This window comes from Athalassotoga saccharophila (assembly GCF_009936215.1).
GTDB classification, from domain to species: domain Bacteria; phylum Thermotogota; class Thermotogae; order Mesoaciditogales; family Mesoaciditogaceae; genus Athalassotoga; species Athalassotoga saccharophila.
In genome coordinates this window covers 1-17,656 of sequence record NZ_AP019551.1, presented here as the reverse complement: position 1 = coordinate 17,656, position 17,656 = coordinate 1, and the positions used below count along the sequence as shown (strand labels likewise).

15 protein-coding genes are annotated in these 17,656 nt (G+C 40.5%); 8 read left to right on the top strand and 7 right to left on the bottom strand.

The window, feature by feature from the left end; genetic code table 11:
* Window positions 1-2: 2 nt before the first annotated feature.
* From ATHSA_RS00075 to ATHSA_RS00055, 5 genes are all read left to right on the top strand, one after another.
* The gene (locus ATHSA_RS00075) at window positions 3-701 is read left to right on the top strand and encodes an ABC transporter ATP-binding protein (RefSeq protein ID WP_161847162.1); all 699 of its coding nucleotides are present in this window, start codon (window positions 3-5) and stop codon (window positions 699-701) included.
* A 4-nt stretch (window positions 702-705) separates the two neighbouring features.
* Window positions 706-1,923, top strand: a complete 1,218-nt coding sequence (locus ATHSA_RS00070; RefSeq protein WP_161847161.1) for an ABC transporter permease — start codon at window positions 706-708, stop codon at window positions 1,921-1,923.
* A gap of 104 nt (window positions 1,924-2,027) precedes the next feature.
* Window positions 2,028-2,738: a hypothetical protein gene (locus tag ATHSA_RS00065; RefSeq protein WP_161847160.1), complete on the top strand. Its 711-nt coding sequence runs from the start codon at window positions 2,028-2,030 to the stop codon at window positions 2,736-2,738.
* Window positions 2,739-2,793: 55 nt separating this feature from the next.
* Complete coding sequence (locus ATHSA_RS00060) at window positions 2,794-3,723, top strand: ABC transporter ATP-binding protein (protein WP_232060091.1); 930 nt, start codon at window positions 2,794-2,796, stop codon at window positions 3,721-3,723.
* Window positions 3,720-4,805, top strand: coding sequence for a M24 family metallopeptidase (locus tag ATHSA_RS00055; RefSeq protein WP_161847158.1), 1,086 nt, complete (start codon window positions 3,720-3,722; stop codon window positions 4,803-4,805). The genes ATHSA_RS00060 and ATHSA_RS00055 overlap by 4 nt, the downstream gene beginning before the upstream one ends.
* A gap of 15 nt (window positions 4,806-4,820) precedes the next feature.
* On the opposite strand, the gene ATHSA_RS00050 is transcribed toward ATHSA_RS00055, so the two are convergent.
* The 3 genes from ATHSA_RS00050 to ATHSA_RS00040 are packed head-to-tail and all read right to left on the bottom strand — an operon-like array spanning window position 4,821 to window position 8,434.
* A complete protein-coding gene (locus ATHSA_RS00050; protein WP_161847157.1) occupies window positions 4,821-6,251 on the bottom strand; it encodes a hypothetical protein in 1,431 nt (476 codons plus the stop codon).
* The gene (locus tag ATHSA_RS00045; protein ID WP_161847156.1) at window positions 6,226-7,494 is read right to left on the bottom strand and encodes a DUF58 domain-containing protein; all 1,269 of its coding nucleotides are present in this window, start codon (window positions 7,492-7,494) and stop codon (window positions 6,226-6,228) included. Before ATHSA_RS00045 ends, ATHSA_RS00050 begins: the two co-directional genes overlap by 26 nt.
* A complete protein-coding gene (locus ATHSA_RS00040; protein WP_161847155.1) occupies window positions 7,484-8,434 on the bottom strand; it encodes an AAA family ATPase in 951 nt (316 codons plus the stop codon). The genes ATHSA_RS00045 and ATHSA_RS00040 overlap by 11 nt, the downstream gene beginning before the upstream one ends.
* A 326-nt stretch (window positions 8,435-8,760) precedes the next feature.
* Between ATHSA_RS00040 and ATHSA_RS00035 the strand changes: the two genes are divergently transcribed.
* Genes ATHSA_RS00035 through ATHSA_RS00025 form a run of 3 tightly spaced genes read left to right on the top strand, consistent with a single transcriptional unit; the run spans window position 8,761 to window position 12,886 of the window.
* Window positions 8,761-9,786: a LacI family DNA-binding transcriptional regulator gene (locus tag ATHSA_RS00035; RefSeq protein WP_161847154.1), complete on the top strand. Its 1,026-nt coding sequence runs from the start codon at window positions 8,761-8,763 to the stop codon at window positions 9,784-9,786.
* 4 nt (window positions 9,787-9,790) lie between these two features.
* A complete protein-coding gene (locus ATHSA_RS00030; protein WP_161847153.1) occupies window positions 9,791-11,161 on the top strand; it encodes a family 16 glycosylhydrolase in 1,371 nt (456 codons plus the stop codon).
* Between the two features lie 21 nt (window positions 11,162-11,182).
* Entirely contained in the window at window positions 11,183-12,886 is a 1,704-nt protein-coding gene (locus ATHSA_RS00025) for an ABC transporter substrate-binding protein (protein ID WP_161847152.1), read from the top strand.
* Between the two features lie 14 nt (window positions 12,887-12,900).
* Here the strand turns inward: ATHSA_RS00025 and ATHSA_RS00020 are convergent, their stop codons facing one another.
* From ATHSA_RS00020 to dnaA, 4 genes are read right to left on the bottom strand one after another with little or no spacing between them, the layout of a single operon-like run.
* Complete coding sequence (locus ATHSA_RS00020; protein ID WP_161847151.1) at window positions 12,901-13,482, bottom strand: histidine phosphatase family protein; 582 nt, start codon at window positions 13,480-13,482, stop codon at window positions 12,901-12,903.
* Entirely contained in the window at window positions 13,483-14,421 is a 939-nt protein-coding gene (gene trmB, locus ATHSA_RS00015) for a tRNA (guanine(46)-N(7))-methyltransferase TrmB (RefSeq protein WP_232060090.1), read from the bottom strand.
* Window positions 14,363-16,309: an ABC transporter ATP-binding protein gene (locus ATHSA_RS00010; RefSeq protein WP_161847149.1), complete on the bottom strand. Its 1,947-nt coding sequence runs from the start codon at window positions 16,307-16,309 to the stop codon at window positions 14,363-14,365. The genes trmB and ATHSA_RS00010 overlap by 59 nt, the downstream gene beginning before the upstream one ends.
* A 6-nt stretch (window positions 16,310-16,315) precedes the next feature.
* Window positions 16,316-17,656, bottom strand: a complete 1,341-nt coding sequence (dnaA, locus tag ATHSA_RS00005) for a chromosomal replication initiator protein DnaA (protein ID WP_179956269.1) — start codon at window positions 17,654-17,656, stop codon at window positions 16,316-16,318.

Genomic DNA, 17,656 nt, shown 5'->3' with positions numbered 1-17,656 from the left:
TTATGGCAGCCCTTTTGGAGTTAAAAAATGTCAAAAAAATCTACGATATGGGTCGGGATATTCAGGTTGAGGCTTTAAAGGGCGTCTCTTTTTCGATAGAAGAAGGTTCTTACACCGCCATAATGGGCCATTCCGGAAGTGGCAAATCAACGCTTTTGCAGATAATGGGGTGCCTCGACCGGGCCACCTCCGGCGATATCATAATCAAAGGAACGGCAGTCAAAGACATGAATGACTTTCAACTCGCAAAGTTCAGAAACAAAACGATAGGATTCGTATTTCAAAGTTTTAACCTTATAGGGAATCTTACGGCCATTGAAAATGTTGAACTTCCAATGATATACGCGGGTGTACCACGGGCAGAGAGAAGAAAAAGGGCTATGGAACTTTTAAAATTGGTAGGTCTTGAAGAGCCAGAAGAGAGGGCCTTTCACAGACCCAATCAACTCTCAGGGGGCCAGCAGCAAAGAGTGGCTATAGCACGCGCACTTGCAAATGATCCTGCCGTAATCCTTGCCGATGAGCCTACAGGTAACCTTGCGACCAATCAGTGGAGAAGGATTTTGGATATCTTTAAAAGGTTGAACGAATCGGGAAAAACGATAATAATAGTCACGCACGATCCGCTTGTAGGACAGGAAGCCACAAGGATAATAACTCTCGAAGATGGTGCGATAATCAAAGACGAAAGGATAAGGTGAGATTATGGAAATTTTGCTTGAGGCATTCAGATCTCTTGGAAAAGACAAGTTAAGGACCTTCCTTTCGATGCTTGGAATAGTGATAGGAGTAATAGCCGTGATAGTCGCCATCGCTATAGGAGCCGGAACAACGGCAAATGTAACGGCAAGGATTTCTTCTTTAGGATCCAACGTTATAATAATAACCCCGGGATTCACGGGAGGATTTGGCGGAAGGGCGGCCGTAGCCCTGACAAGTGTTCTTCAGGAGACGGACGTTCAAAATATCCAGCAGATGGCCCCTGACGTCGCAGACGTTACTCCAATTCTTCAAAAAAGTTTTAACGTCATATATCAGGCCACAAATACCGTTGTCACAGTTGTGGGAGCCTATCCTGACACCTTCTCGATTTTGGATTTGCCACTCCAGAGTGGAAGACTTTTGAATCAAAATGATGAGAACAGCGATGCCAATGTCGCCGTTATAGGAAACACGATCGCAACAACTCTCTTTGGAAATGAGGATCCTGTCGGTCAAACCGTTTACGTATCGACTGGAAGTTTTCAGGTGCCTTTGACAATAGTCGGAGAACTCCAGCAAACGGGAAGCAAACTCACATTCAACCCGGATAACATGCTCATCATTCCATACACCACTGCCGCGGCAAAATTGATCCAACTCAATGGTGGTGTCTCTCAAATCATCGCTTCTGCAAAATCGGCCCAAACTGCCCTTAATGCCGTCGATGAGATAAACAATATACTTTACATGAGACTGCAAAATACCAATCAGTACAGGGTTATAAGTCAGAATCAAATTCTTTCCACCGTAAGTCAAACGACAGATGTGCTGACTTTGTTACTCGCATCCATAGCCGCAATATCAATGGTAGTCGGAGGCATAGGAATAATGAACATAATGCTTGTCTCCGTTACCGAAAGGACAAAGGAGATAGGAGTAAAGATGGCAATGGGGGCGACAAGAAGAAGAATAATGGTTGAATTCTTGGTCGAAAGCATGTTCATAACGATAGTTGCCGGTGCCATAGGAGTTGGTCTTAGTTTCTTGATAGCGGCGATTGTAACATATCTTGCATCCGGACTTGGACTAACGGTTATCATAACTTGGCCAAGTATAGTTTTATCCTTTGGAGTCTCTGTGGCAATAGGCCTTTTCTTCGGTTTATATCCGGCATATCTTGCCTCAAAGAAGAGTCCTGTCGAAGCCTTAAGATACGAATAAATTCCGGCAGGTGCCGGAATTTATTTTATCAGTTGCTCGAAGATGTATAATATATATGATAATGTCATGCATCACCGATCATGCTTTAAAGAGGAGGTGGTCGTGTGATTAAAAGCGAGCCTGATAGAATTCTTGAAATATCAGAAAGCGCTATACTTGGCGGCCTGACATCTTTGATCTATACCATGCAACTTATCACTGGAATCGGTACGGCGATAAGTTATTTAAGTCTCATACCGCTCTTTTACGCCGGGCGGAGATCTTTGTCTGAATGGGTAAAGGTAAGTATCGTTTCCTCTGTTTTCATATTCACTTTTAACGATATAGGCGGATCGCTTTTTTTCATTTTATTCATGGTACCGCTTTCTCTGTCTTTGTTGATAAGATTTTACGATTATCCACTTGCCGTTTCTTCAATTCCAATTTTTTCTTCGTTAATTCTTATCCTTTCTAAATTTTCATGGATGGTTGGATTTTCGATTCCATCTTTTTTGAAAGACTTTTGGGTAATACTTGCCTTTGGATTTTCTGCCTTAATTGTAGAATTGTTCTTGAAATTTATTCACAATGTCATTGAAAAATTCGAGATAAGTTCTCGTGGCAGAGTTAACGTTCCATCCTCTTTAATCTTGATCTTTGGAAGCGTGGTTGTCTTTTCAGTTTACGGTTTATCGTTTTCCACGATTTTTAGCATAGGTGCTATTTATTTCACCTTTTTCTTTGAGATAGCCTACGAGTCTTTGATGAGGGAGAGTTCGAAAGCATTCAAAAGAGTCGTCGATTACATTTTAAACGTTATAAGGCATATTCCATGATTCGAACTTTGAACTTTGTTTGGTATAATTTAGAAGATTTTAAATTGAAAGGTTTGTGATTTTTTTGAATTGCATAGAGGTTAAAGGTTTATCTAAAAAATACGGTAATTTTCAATCGTTGCAGGATGTTTCGTTTGAAATTAAAATCGGTGATTTCCTTGCCATTCTCGGTCCTAACGGGGCAGGGAAGTCCACACTCATGAAGATAATTTCGACACTTCTGAAAGGTTACAGCGGAAAGGTAGAGATTTGCGGGTACGATATAGAAAAGGATTCGAAAAAGGTTAGAGAAAAAATAGGAATAGTCCCAGAAAATTTCCTGCTTTACGACAAGTTAAGTGCGTGGGAGAATATGATCTTCTTTGGTGGGTTGTATCATCTTCCAAGAAAAGTGCTTTTTGAAAGGGCCGAAAGATTCCTAAAAAGCGTTGAAATGTGGGATTGGAGAAATAAAAAGATAAAGGAATTTTCTTTCGGAATGAAGCAGAGAGTTAACATAGCGCGCGCTTTTATGAATGATCCTGACGTGATTCTTTTGGATGAGCCTACCGCATCTTTAGATATCAAGAGTGCTCTGGCCATCAAGAATCTTTTGAAAGAGGTTAATGGCAGGGGAAAGACGGTGATTTTTACAACCCATATTCTCAAAGAAGTCGAAGAGATGGCAAACAAAGTTGCGATTCTTAACTTCGGTAATCTCGTCGCTTTCGGTACGTTGGAAGACCTTTCTAAAAATCTTACCGAAAAAACTTTGACGATAGAGGTGGAGGATCATCTTCAAGACGATCTCTTTTCGAAAAATGGATTAAAGGCACAAAAAATAGGACAAAAGGTGGTATTTAATTACACGACAACCCAAGAACTCGACATGATAATAAATATGATAGCGCAATCGAATCTATCTCTAAAGTCGATAAACTCTTCTAAAGGTGATTTTGACAGATTATTTTTAAAATTGACAGATAAAGGCAGGGATAAAAATTGACAAGGGAAGAAGACGTTGCAAGAAAAATAGAAAATGTTAAAACTTACATCAAAGAGAGAAATAAGAAAGGCGCGGTCTTATCCTTAATAGAAAATTTCGCGTGGATAACCTCTGGCGCTCGATCTTACGTCGCTCTTACGGATTCCGTTGGTGCGGCTTGGGCACTCATAACTACTGACGAATCTTACATCTTGACAAAAAACATAGAAACAACGAGAATGAAAAATGAGGAATTGCCATCGAATTTCAAGATCGTTGAATTCGACTGGTTTACAGATCCAAGGGAAAGTATCAAAAAAATTGTCGACGATCAGAATATCCTTTACGAAGAAGATCCTCAATTCGCGAATTTCCTATTCAATTCGAGGATCAAACTCAGCGAGTACGAGATTCAAAGATACGGCGAAGTTGGAGAGAGAAGTGCGATTGCCCTCGAAAAGGCAATGCTTGAGATAAAGCCTGAAATGACCGAAATTCAGGCAAAGGGCATCATCGAGAATGAAGTCGCGGCCCATGGTCTCGATTCTCTTCTTGTCCTTGTTTTTGGTGATGAGAGCAGAACAAAATACAGGCATAACCTTCCGCGCGAGGTAAAGATCGGGAAAAGGTGCTTTGCCTCTATATGTGCCAAAAAATACGGCCTTGTGATCTCTTCGACGAGAACAGTCGAATTTGGTAAGGATCCTCAATTCGAAAATCAGTACCTAAAAAACATGGAAGTCGAGGCAAACATACTCGATGCAACTTACAGGATGAACTCGATGGGGCATATCTTCTTTGAGATAGAGAAAAGTTATGCCTCTTACGGTTATCCTGACGAATGGAAATTACACCATCAAGGAGGAATAGCGGGATATAAAACTCGCGAACTTGTTGCCACTCCTCATATGCCATTCGAGATAACAAATGGAATGGTCTTTGCATGGAATCCAACCATAACGGGCACCAAATTAGAAGACACATACGTGAAACTCGAAAATGGAATGAAACTTTTGAGTTTTTATCCAAAAAGTAATTGGCCTTACAAAGAGGTAAATATCGACGGGAGAATCTACAAAAGACCAGATATACTCAAACTTTGATCGAAGATGATTTGATCAAAGTTTGAGTATACTCGTAACCGTTTCTTTGAAAAATTGAGATTCTTCCTCTGTGATCTTTTTACGCGCGTATCTTAACTTTACAAAGATTTCTGTCATCTTTTCTGATGTGCTTTTTTCAACGTATTTACTTAGATAATCTGCGAATTCATAAGGGGTCAGCGATGGATCCCCTATTTTTTTTCTTAAGACGTTGTAATAGAACAAAACTGTCTTGTCTGGAGGACCCGAGAAGTTCAAATCCTCCTTTTTGAATTCAAAATCCTGTTTTCCTTCAGATTCCTCTTTTTCTCCTGCCCTTTCGATTGGAATTCCGTATTTGAATACGTTGTAGATTATCATAACCACAACGGCTCCAACTATAAAGAGGATCACCAGAAAGAAAAAGGGAGGGATAGAGTAATTCGTAACTTTTACAGGTGTAGCGTTTGAGATTGACGCAAGATAGGTTATGCCTTGTTCATGCTCATGCATTTCTAAAGGTGGAGTCACGGAATGTTTCGGAATTCCTATAAAATAAAGTACCAATACGAAAATAAAAAGGATTGATACGATCATCCATATTACGGTAATGAGACCTTTTATGTTTTTCTTTCTTGTCTCTCTGTACTTTATGAAAAAATAAATAAAAATAGCACTTGAGGCTATTGAAAAAATACCAACTGTGTAAAGTAAAATGTTGTAAACCCATTCCATATAAAAAGTTGAAGAGATATTCTTGGCCGGTTGAGGAGAGACCGGGACACTTTGCATATGCACTATAACTCTTGATGGAGATGCGTGAACTGTGGTAGGGGTAGACGGTGAAAATGTGAATACGTTTTGTAAAGGTGAGATCGGCCTTACCGTCAAAGTTACAAAAAATATCGCTAAAAATGCGATCAGAATTATTCCTACCATTTTAAGTGTCGACCTGTGAATTATCCCATCATATAGCGAGTTAAGCACGATGGAAAAGAGAAATAAAGTCGCCATTCCCAAAGTTACAAATGGATTTATAAATTGGGCTACTATGCCAATTGTTGCGGCCGTTATGGCAAGAACAATGGAAGAGTTAAATTTCTTTCTTATGTTGGCAGACACAAGATAAACCACAAAGTAAGACACTATAGCCAAGATTATCGTAGATCCGGACGGTGGAAATGGATATGAAAACCAGTCTTTTAGCAAGAGATAGAAGTTATGAAAGACGAAGTTGAGAAAATTTCCACCATTGAAAAACCATAAAAAGATTATGATTGAAAAAAAGTATGGAATGATCCACACAACCCATGGCGCTTCAGATTTTGATCTGTACAAAAGCCACAAAAAGACTCCTGCCACGATCAAGAAGGCGAATCCTATCAAGGCGATTCCCATAAGATAACTCAGAAGTATTACAAAGGCAATAAGCCAGGATACGTTAAAAAGTGTCCATCGTTTTTTCATATCTCTTTATCGCCTCGTCAAAGGATTCGTTATCCAGCAAGACGTGGATCATAACGTTATTTTCGATCAATACGGCACTTCTATCCTTTAGCCTTTTTATCTCCGAAGGCAGAACTGAATAAGTGTCGTACTTTTTCTCGTAAGGCATCCTAAATCCGTATGGGATCACAAAAACATTTAACTGTGCAACTCGAGACCTTGCCATGAGTAATTTGGGTATAATCTCGTCTGTAAGGTATATCGATATAATTATTATCGTGGACGTTCTTGACATCGAAAAGATGTCGGATGTTATATTATTTTGAAGCAAAAGGGATTCGGAAGGATCGTCTATGCCTCTTGCACGCGCGAGAACTTCTAAGTAAGGAATATAATCTTTGTCCTTTACCGTGTAAACTTTGTCGGCCATGACCTTCAAATTCACCGGAATGCCTCTATCGTAAAAATATTTCACGAATCCAGATGCGGCCATGGATGCGTATTCTTCATAATCCTTTCTTATGTGAGCCCACACGTTTCTTGCGTATATCCCCTCTGGCAGATTGTAATCAACGTACATAATTACCCTTGAAGATCCGGTGTATTCGTATTCCTTTACCATCAATTCTCCCGTATGGGCACTCGCCTTCCAGTGAATCTTTTGAAATGGTTCGTTGTAATACTCTCTTACTCCGACGATTCGTGATGAATCTTCGAGAATTTTGAAGTCAGTCTTTCTGCCAGAGACCGGGTCTATAAGCTGCATATTCATCTTTTCAATCGGAAGTATCTGGGGAAATACGAGTATTTTTCTTTCCAAAGAGACGTTTCTATCTATCGAGAACAACTTGAGAAAACCGTTGACATGTATTTTTATATCGTTAAAAGAATGTTCTCCGCGCGTTCTGAATTTCATGGTGTAAGAAAGTGTCATAATTTCATTTTCAAGAAGGCCGGACATCTCTTTATTTCCAAAAACGAGATAGCCATCCGAGGAGAGATCGTTAATTTCGATTAAAAGCGGAACATTGGACATATTTTTTATTTTTGTTTCGCATTTTACCTCATCGTCCGTGAAGACTCTCGATGGAAAAACAGTCGATCTTACCTCGAGGGATTTGACCGCTTTTCTTACAAAAAAGAAATATATCCAGAAAAAAATATCTACAGTTAAAAGAAAGAAGAAGAAAGGTCCCAAAGCGATGAAAGCAAGAATTATAGTTAAAATGGTGAAAACAACAAGCGAAGATACGCTATACCTCATCTTTTTTTATCACAGGAACAGGAACTTCTTCTTTTATTTCTTCGAGGACATCATCGACATGTCTCATTCTCACTCTCGCCTCCGAGGTCAGGATAAGCCTGTGATAAAGCACCTCCCTCATTAAAGCCTTTACGTCATCTGGTACAACGTAATTTCTTCCTTTCAAAAGAGCGTAAGCCATCGATCCTTTCATGAGATTGATCGAGGCTCTTGGACTTGCGCCTAAGTAAAGTTCTTTGTTGAAACGAGTATGCGAGACGATCGAGATTATGTAGTCCTTGATGGTGTCATCTACGTAGACATTCTTTATCGCATTCCTTAAGAAATAAACTTCATCTTTGTTCAAAACGGGTTTAACGTCTTTTATGGGATGATGATCCATCTGGGATGTTAACATTTCCATCTCTCCATTTTTGTCTGGATACCCTATCTTCATCATGAAGGCAAATCTATCGAGTTGTGCCTCTGGAAGGGGAAAGGTGCCTTCGTATTCTATTGGATTTTGTGTTGCCATTACGAAAAAATTATCGCTCAATTTGTGTGTAACTCCGTCTATTGTAACCTGATTTTCGGCCATTGCTTCCAAAAGCGCGGACTGTGTCCTTGGCGTTGCCCTGTTTATCTCGTCAGCGAGAAGTATGTCCGTAAAGATCGGGCCCGGTTTGAAGACAAAATCCCCTTTTTCTCTATCGTAAATTGAAAGACCGGTCAGATCAGTTGGCAAAAGGTCTGGAGTGAACTGGACACGTGTAAAATTCAGTCCCAAAGAGATCGCAAAGGCCCTCGCAAGGACCGTTTTACCTGTCCCGGGCACATCTTCGAGAAGCACGTGTCCTCCTATCATAAAGGATATCAAAAGTTTTTCAATTGAATCTGACTTCCCAAAGATAACCTTTGATATATTCTCAACAACACGATTTTTGAGATCAACGATATCCATTTTGTCCCCTCCAAATAAAAATGACTCCCATTTAGGAGTCATTGGCTTTCGAGCATTTATGGTGAACTCCTCCACCATAAAATATAATAACACATTCAGCGTTAAAAATCAAGGATTCGTGTGCCAAAGGAATTATCGATCGGGAAGGCTTTCACGTAGCGCGTGGCTGGTAGCGAGCGGAGCAAAAAGTGAGAGATGAAAAGTAAGAGACTTTTGTCTTTAACTTTCTCGATTTTGACTGATTTTGGATTTGTTATGAAATTAGTTTCATATTATAATTAATAAAAAAGTAATGTTAAAGCCATCATTTGAGTTGGGAGCGAAAGATGGAAAGCGAAATAAAAAAACAGCCAACGATTTTAGACGTAAGTAAGATGGCAGGTGTATCGCCTGCGACTGTTTCAAGGTATTTGAATTCTTCTTCCTATGTTTCAAATGAAACGAAGAAAAAAGTCGAGAAGGCAATAAAGATTTTAAAATACAAACCATCGAGATTTGCCAGAAACTTAAAAACTCAGACTTTATTTAGCATAAGCGTGGTTGTTCCAAACCTTAACCTTGAATTCTACGGCGAAATCGTTGATGCCCTTTCCATTTACGCGAATCAAAGAAATGTTGAAGTGATGATAAATGTTACCCACAACCTTGATAGCATAAAAGAAATAGTCTTCGACTTTGCCTTTACAAGAAGAATAGATGGAGTTATCCTTTGCACGCCCGATTTCAAAACGATTGAGATGTTTTCGACCCTTACAATACCGATAATCGCTCTTGATTGGAGAAATGACATAGGTGGAGACATAAACGTTGACAGCATTACCATCGACAATAAAAGGGCGGCCTTTACCGCTCTCAGTTATCTCTACGGCAAGGGTCATAGAGATTTTTTGATCATAACGGGTGGAAGAAAGATTCAATCTTCTATTGATAGGTTAAACGGCGTGGAGTTATTCGCCCAGAGACATCCGGACGCGAAATTCTTTATAAAAGATGGAGATTTTACACCTCATTCTGGATACGACGTGGTCAAGCATTTTTTAAGATCCGAAAAAAAGATAACGGCCATCTTTGCTTTCAACGATTTAATGGCATTTGGCGGAATAAATGCGACAATAGAAAATAGTTTAAGGGTGCCAGAAGATATTTCGATAATGGGCTTTGACAATTCTTTTATTTCAAGTTACACATTTCCAAGGCTAACGACCGTTGACCAGCAAAAGGAAAAACTTGGAATTACGGCTGCATCTTTGATGATAGAAAGGCTTTATTCGACGTCCAACAGGAGAAATCGCGAGATAATAGTGCCTTATAAAATAATTGAAAGGGAATCCGTAAGACAGATAAAGGGGTGATTGTGTGAGAAAATACTTTTTTATGCTGATTCTCGTCGTTTTTTTAGGTTTTGCAGCGTTTGGTCAAAATATGATCGGCAACGGAAATTTTACCCAGCCTCTTTACACGCCATCTTCCATTCCTCCGGATGGAAATATATTCACAAATCACAACTGGTCTTTTCTTGTTAACGCCACTGGTGGTGGGACTGCCACGAGTGGAAATGGATATTTCGAGGCGACTCTTTACAGTGCTGGCTCTAACAGTTGGGCCGAACAATTACTTCAATCGCCAATTACTCTCGATCATGGATATATTTACAAATTCAGTTTCACCGCGAAATCCTCTATTCCAAGAAGTGTGGAGGTAAAAATTGGTGGAACGGCTGCTTTGGGATGGCCCGCTTACAATCCCGGGAATGGCATGGCTGGAGGGATGACCTTTAAACTTGGAAATGAATGGCAAACTTATGAAGGCACTTTTACGATGTACAGAGACACAGATGAACATGCGCGTTTTGAATTTGAACTTGGCCTTGCGACCGGAACGATATGGATAAAAGATGTTTCTTTAGAGCAGGTGGGACAGATGGAATCAAAGGAGGAAACTCAGGTTTCAACTTCAGTCCTGACAGACGTAAAGGGATGGAATTTGATATTCGATGAAGATTTTTCTTCTGCAACCTCTCTCAACACGAATATATGGAATTTTGACATTGGCAATGGCGAGACACAGGGAATAAAGGGATGGGGAAATAACGAACTTGAGTATTACACGAATCATAACGCATACGTTGAGAATGGAAATCTCGTGATCGAGGCTGACAAAGAAAAGGTCTCCGACCAGTATGGGACGTACGATTACACTTCTGCAAGGATTAACACCATGGGAAAGTTCTCTTTTGAATACGGTAAGGTTGTCATAGTTGCCAAACTTCCCGAAGGACAGGGAATATGGCCTGCTTTCTGGATGTTAGGAGACAATATAAATAAGGTGGGCTGGCCTTCCTGCGGAGAGATAGACATTATGGAAATGCTTGGAAATAACCCCGCAAAGGTTTACGGTACAGCACATGGCCCAATTTCTGGAGGAGTTGGAATTGGGCAGAGTTATACACTTCCATCCGGGACTTTTTCGGACACATACCACACATTCACATTCATATGGAACAAAGATGCGATGGGCTGGTACGTGGACGATCATCTATACTTCTTCCTTACCAAATCTTACGTTGAATCGCATTACGGCTCTCAAGATTGGGTATACGATCATCCATTCTTTTTGATAATCAACCTTGCGGTGGGCGGAAATTGGCCCGGAAATCCCGACAATTCGACCGTCTTCCCGCAGAAGATGTACATAAAATCGATAAAAATTTACCAGGCTCAAAGTTAATAAATCAAAGGAGGGAGTCACATGGGTAAAGTTAAGTTTTTTGTCCTGCTCATAGCCTTAATAGGCATAATGAGCATCGGATTTGCAGACGTTTCATATCCGTACCTAACTCAGTACGGACCGGCAATCGTCAACTGGGGAAGTAACGTCAAATACGGGGGAACTCTTAAGATAATCCTTCCAAACGGTCCTCTCCAGTATAGCCTTAACCCATTCATGGGAAACAACTCGACACTTCCGACATCCTTCATCTACGAATCACTCTTTTTCATAAACCTTACAGGTGACGTTACTAACATGCTCGGCACATCATACAAATGGACAGACAACAACACAGAATTGGATGTCACAATCCGCCAGGGTGTCAAATGGTCAGACGGAGTTCCATTTACACCACAGGATGTGGTCTTCACATTCAATTATCTAAAGGCCAATCCGAGTATAGACCTTAACGGTATATGGTCATCTGCGAATGATCTTGTCAGTGTAACGGCGAGTGGAGATACAGTCATCTTCAAACTTTCACAACCCAACATGGCGCTCTTCCAGTATTTGGTTGGAGAGCCAATAATACCCGAGCATATATGGGCAAATATTTCAGATCCTGCCAAATACACAAACCCGAATCCAGTCGGTACCGGTCCATTCCTCTTCAAGAGTTTTGACCAGCCTGCGAACACAGTTACGTACGTGAAGAATCCGAATTACTGGATGACCGGCAGGCCATATCTCGACAGTGTGGTAGTTACATCCGTCAACTCGAACGATACATGCACACTCGCGCTCATAAAACACGAATATGACATGTCAAACCTCTACATACCCGGAGTTGAACAGACTTACATCTCGAAAGACCCGTCTAACAACAAGATATGGTGGCCGATACTCGGGAACAATCATTTGATATTCAACGATGCGAAATACCCATTCAACATACCGGACTTCAGGAAAGCGATCTCGATGGCGATAAACAGGAACTTCATACTGACAAGTCTGTACGGGCCGCAATTCTCACAGTACAACAATCCGACACTGATAACCTATCCGCTTCGTTCATGGTTAGATCCGACCCTGACATCTTTGGCATCCTCGTTAGTTGCGTACAATCCGAAGGCGGCGCAGGATTTGCTGGCATCGATAGGGTTTAAGAAGAACGCGCAGGGTCTATTGACCGGTCCGGATGGGAAGGTACTGCCGACATTCACACTGAGCGTTGTTACTGGATGGACAGACTGGGTGCAGGCAGAGGCGATAATAGCGCAGGAATTAAAAGAGATAGGGCTTCAGGTTAACCCGGTCCAGCAATCCTTTGGTCAGTATTATTCGTCCTTACAGACAGGGACATTTGACATGTCGATAACATGGCTTAACCTTGGGATAAATCCATACACTCCATATTACTTTGCATTCAGTCCGACACAGACGGCACCGATAGGGCAGGTGGCATCTTCTAACTTCTCAAGATACACGAATCCTTTGATAACAGATGCGTTGCAGGTATTCAACACGACATCTGACCAGAGATTGCAAAGGCAGGCGATATACACGATAGAGAGGATAGTGTTAGACGATCTGCCAGTTGCTGCGCTTCTGCCAGTTCCGATGTGGGACGTGTACCAGACGAGCACGCTTGCGGGATTCCCGGATGACCAATATCCTTACTACATGGTAGGGTCTATTCAGGTTGCTCCGGAAATACTCGCCTTGAATATACACCTGAAATAAGAAATCGAGGGGACTTAGGTCCCCTCGATTTTTACTTCTTCAAACCTGTCATTTTCGAATTTGAATTCGTAAAGTTGGGTATTTCTCGGGATGTATTCTTTGACGTTATCGAGTGGAAGGTCTTTGACGTAAAGCAAAAAAGCAGATATAGTTACTCCATGAGAAACAAAGAGGATATCGTCATATTTTTGAACGTATTCTTTTATGGCCTGTATTATCCTATTTTGAACGTCTAAAACACTTTCAGAATTTTCTATTCTCCACTTCGAAGGATTTTCCATCCACACTTTGCCTTCGGGAGTCTTCATGAGTTCGTCGAGAAAATTGCCTTCCCACGATCCGTAATTCATCTCTCTTAACCTTTTATCGGTCTCAATTTCGACGCCGAGTATTTCTCCTATTATTCTCGCCGTCTGGTAGGCTCTTAAAAGATCGCTTGAGACAATTCTACTCACATGTCCCTTTAGCAATTCTGCGATTTTTTTCGATTTCTCTATGCCTTCCTCATTTAGAGGTACATCTATGCTCTGACCCTGTATTATTCCAGAAAGATTTGAGTCGGTCTGACCATGTCTGAGAAGGTAAAATCTTTTCATTCAATCACCCGTTATGTACCTGCCAATTATATCGATGCTTTTTTTGACGGCAGGGGTTTTAAAGACCCTTATTCCTTCATCTAAGCGGGCAAGCCATTCATCCTGAGATCTTTTTATTATTATGTAGTAAGTCTGGACGAATTCTTGATCCACTCCGACTGCCTTTAAAAGATATTCATCATTTCCCTTGAACAGGCCTCTAAACTGGACTACAACCCCATCTTCGCTGAATTTTTCATTTGAGATCTTTTCGAGTTTTGAAAGATCGATCTGCTTTAAATGTACATGTGGCATTTTACCATCCACCATTCTTTTTGTATTGAAATTCATACTCTTTATAACCAAAGACCATGAATCCCTCCCGAATTCGTTCCACTTCCGGCCATATTTTGTAGCCTTCAAGGACTTGATCTGCCTTTCAAAAAAAGGCACTTCAAGCGCTTTTAAATTTTGGGATATCCATTCGAAGTAATCTCTATCGTCTGTTACTATAACGAATTTGCCATCTTCCTTTAGAAGGCCAAGAACATTTTTGAAAAAGGATTTTGAGAACAACCTTTTTCCTTCCTGAGAATGCTTTGGCCATGGCAAAGGATAAAAAGAAAGTATCAAATCGAGTGAATGATCCGGAAAAAGTTCGGGAAGCAAGAATTTGGCGTCTCCATGAAAGATCTTAAGATTTTGAAGATCAAAATCTATTGCCCTTTTGGCGGCCTTTATGCAGGATATTTCGGAATTTTCTATGCCCCAGAAGTGATCTAATCTCCTCGATCTTGCCATTCTTGTGAGCATTTCTCCATTTCCAAATCCTATTTCCAAAATATGCCTGCCCTCTTCGATCTTAATGGGCATTTCTATGAATTCGGCAAATGAAATGTATTTAAGAGACCTTGTACTCTTCGAAACTTTGAAGTTTGTATAATTTTGCATAGAGTCCATTTTCTTTCATTAATTCCTCGTGATTCCCTTCTTCTATTATTTTACCGTCATCTATGACGATTATCCTTTCAACGTTCCTCACCGTTGATAACCTGTGCGCTATGATTATGGTTGTCCTTCCGGCAGTCAATTTCTCGCTTGCCTTCTGAATGAGCGCTTCCGTTTCAACGTCCACGTTGCTTGTTGCTTCATCCATTATAACAACTTTCGGTTGTCTGACAAAGGCCCTTATCATTGAAATGAGTTGTCTCTGCCCCATCGAAAGGTTCGTGCCTCCTTCGTGAACCTGTGTATCAAGACCGTGTGGCAGGGATGATATGAACTTTTCTATCTCCAAATTCTTTATCGCCTCTGTAACCATTTCGCGAGTTATCCTTTTGTCAAAAAGCGTTATGTTGTCCAGAACAGTTCCAGAAAAGAGCATTACCTCCTGAATTACTATATTCACCTTGCTTCTCAATTCTTCTATTGGGCACTCTCTTACCTCTACACCTCCGATCTTAACGCTTCCCTTCGAATAAGGGTAAAGGGCCGTCAAAATCGATGAGATCGTTGATTTTCCAGCGCCTGTATGGCCAACGATTGCCAGCCTGCCTCCATTTTCTACCGTAAATGAGATATCCTTGAGTATTATGTTATCTTCGGAATACCCAAACCACAGATTTTTTACCTCTATTTTCCCGTCCTTGATCTTCGCGTTTGATTTTGGATGGGCCGGTGATGGGAGTTTCAAAAGTGCCCTTATTCTCTCTATTGAAACCATTGCGGATTGAATATTCGAAAAATTTTCTGCGAGATCGTTTATTGGCGTAAAGGCCATGCCTATGTAACTTATGAAGGCGTAAAGAGTACCGATTTCGAGTTGACCGTGAATTATCGACTGGATGCCAAACCATATAACAAGTGCCGTACCAAGATACCTCAAGAAATCTATTAAGGGTCTAAAGATTGCAAAAACGAGCAATTGCTTCATGGCCGCAATGTAATATTCGTTGTTTATGACCGAAAATTCCTCTGATTTTTCTTTTTCTCTGTTGAAAAGTACCGTAACGATCATTCCGCTAAGATGTTCTGCAAGAAAGCCATTTATGGCAGCGAGTTTTGCCCTTACAGTTCTGTAAGTCTTTCTTGAAAGGGCCCTAAAGATGTAGGTTATAAGTGCCACCGCTATAAAAATTGGAATTGTGATGAGGAACAATTTGGTGTTTACGATGTACAGAACGTAAAGTATGCCGGCTATAAGTACGGCATCTTTAAAGATGGACGAAATCATCGTTGAGAACATGTTGTTCAAATTTTGTGTATCATTGGTGACACGGGTTACAAGTCTGCCACTTATGTTGGAATCGAAAAATTTCATGGGCTGGTTTACGAGGTGGACAAAGAGATAGTTTCTTACGTCATTTACAGCCCTTATCCCAACGCTTTGAGAGGTGTAATTTTGAATGTACGAAAGCACAAATGAGATGAGGTATATTAAAAATATCTCAAAGGCGATAAGGGTAATTCCGTTAAATCTTATTTTGTTGTACTCAGATATACTTATTTCATAACTTTGGCCATTTCCCTTGAAAATGTAATTTTGTCCTTCTTTTTGAACGGTATATTCTCCTTGTGGAGAGGGGATGAAATATTTTCCATCTATCTCTATTGAGTTATAGGATGGATTGTTAGACAATGTGTATTTGGAAGGATTTAGGTACAGATTTATCGCGTTGCTTGTGAGAATTGTTGGAAGAAGTCCTATCAAACTTACGAAAATCATCAGGATTATTGAAAGGGTCATCATCTTCCAGTATGGCTTTATATATTTAAAGACCCAGAATGAAAGTTTTAAACTGTCCCAGAAGGGTAATTTGTATTCTTCCTGTTCGTAATTTTGAGGCATCTTATTTCACATCGCGGATTCTTTTGTGTTGATTTTCAAGATTTCTTGAAGTTGCAATATCACTTTTTTGACCATCGCGTTGTCAAGTCTTACCGATTCTTCAACCTTTTTACAGGCGTAAACCACGGAAGAGTGATCCCGCCCAAACCATTCCCCTATCTCTGCAAAGGTCTTGCCAAGGTACTTTCTTGCAAAGAACATCCCGATTTGCCTTGCATTCGATAACTTTGCGGTTCTCAATTTAGCGTCTATTTCTGCCGGTCTTATATCGAAGATCATCGAAAGAGCGTTGAAGAATATCTCCTTCTCAACGGTCTTTTCACCTTCAAAATCCTTTATTTGAACGCCGGCTATCTCTTTTACTATTTTCGATATTTCAGATTCGTCAACGGCACTTTTTGAACTTTTGAACGCTATTTTGTTTATGATGCCCTTGAGAGTCCTTATGTTGTCAGATGCATTCACTATCTCTTTTAACATTTGATCATCGAGAGGTATTGAATTTCTTGCGGCAAAAGCCTTTGCAATTTCGAATTTCGTTTTAACATCGGGATTGTCTATCTTTACCATAAGACCCATCTGCAATCGAGAGACAAGACGGGGCTGGAACTGGGACAGTTGGACGGGCGTTCTGTCGCTGCAAAGGATTATCTGCCTTTGATTGTCTATGAAATGATTTAAAGTGTGAAAAAGTTCAGATTGAATGCCCTCTTTTCCTTCGAGTATCTGGATATCGTCTATCATCAAAACGTCTAATTTCTCTCTTAAATTCTTCCTGAATTCTATTGTAGACCCGTTTTTTATCGATACGACTAAATCATTCATGAATTTTTCAGCCGTCATGTACATAACGTGTAAATCCGGCTCATTTTCAAGCAAATAATTTCCTATTGCGTTCAAAAGGTGGGTCTTACCAAGTCCGACGCCACCGTAAAGAAAGAATGGGTTCATCTTGCCCGGATTTTTTGCGACTTCTATGGCCCCATCGTATCCTTCTTCGTTAAATGGACCGACTACAAAACTCTCGAATGTGTATTCTTTGTTGAATTCGCTAAGAAGCAAGGGCCTTTTTCTAACAAGAGGTATATTCTGCTTTGTCTGGGAGTCTTCGATAACTTCGTCTTTTATCTGATATGGCACATCGTGCCCGATGGCTTCTTTTATTGATTCCGAAAATTGACGGGCGTATCGCTGGCTTATCCAGTCTTTTATGAATAGATTTCCAACGCTAAAAGTTATGAGATCGTCCTTTACAGATTCGACCCTGAAGGTGCTAAACCACATTTCCCATATTTTTCTCGAGATTTTCGATTTCAAAGCGTTTATTATCTCTTCTCTTACGTCCAT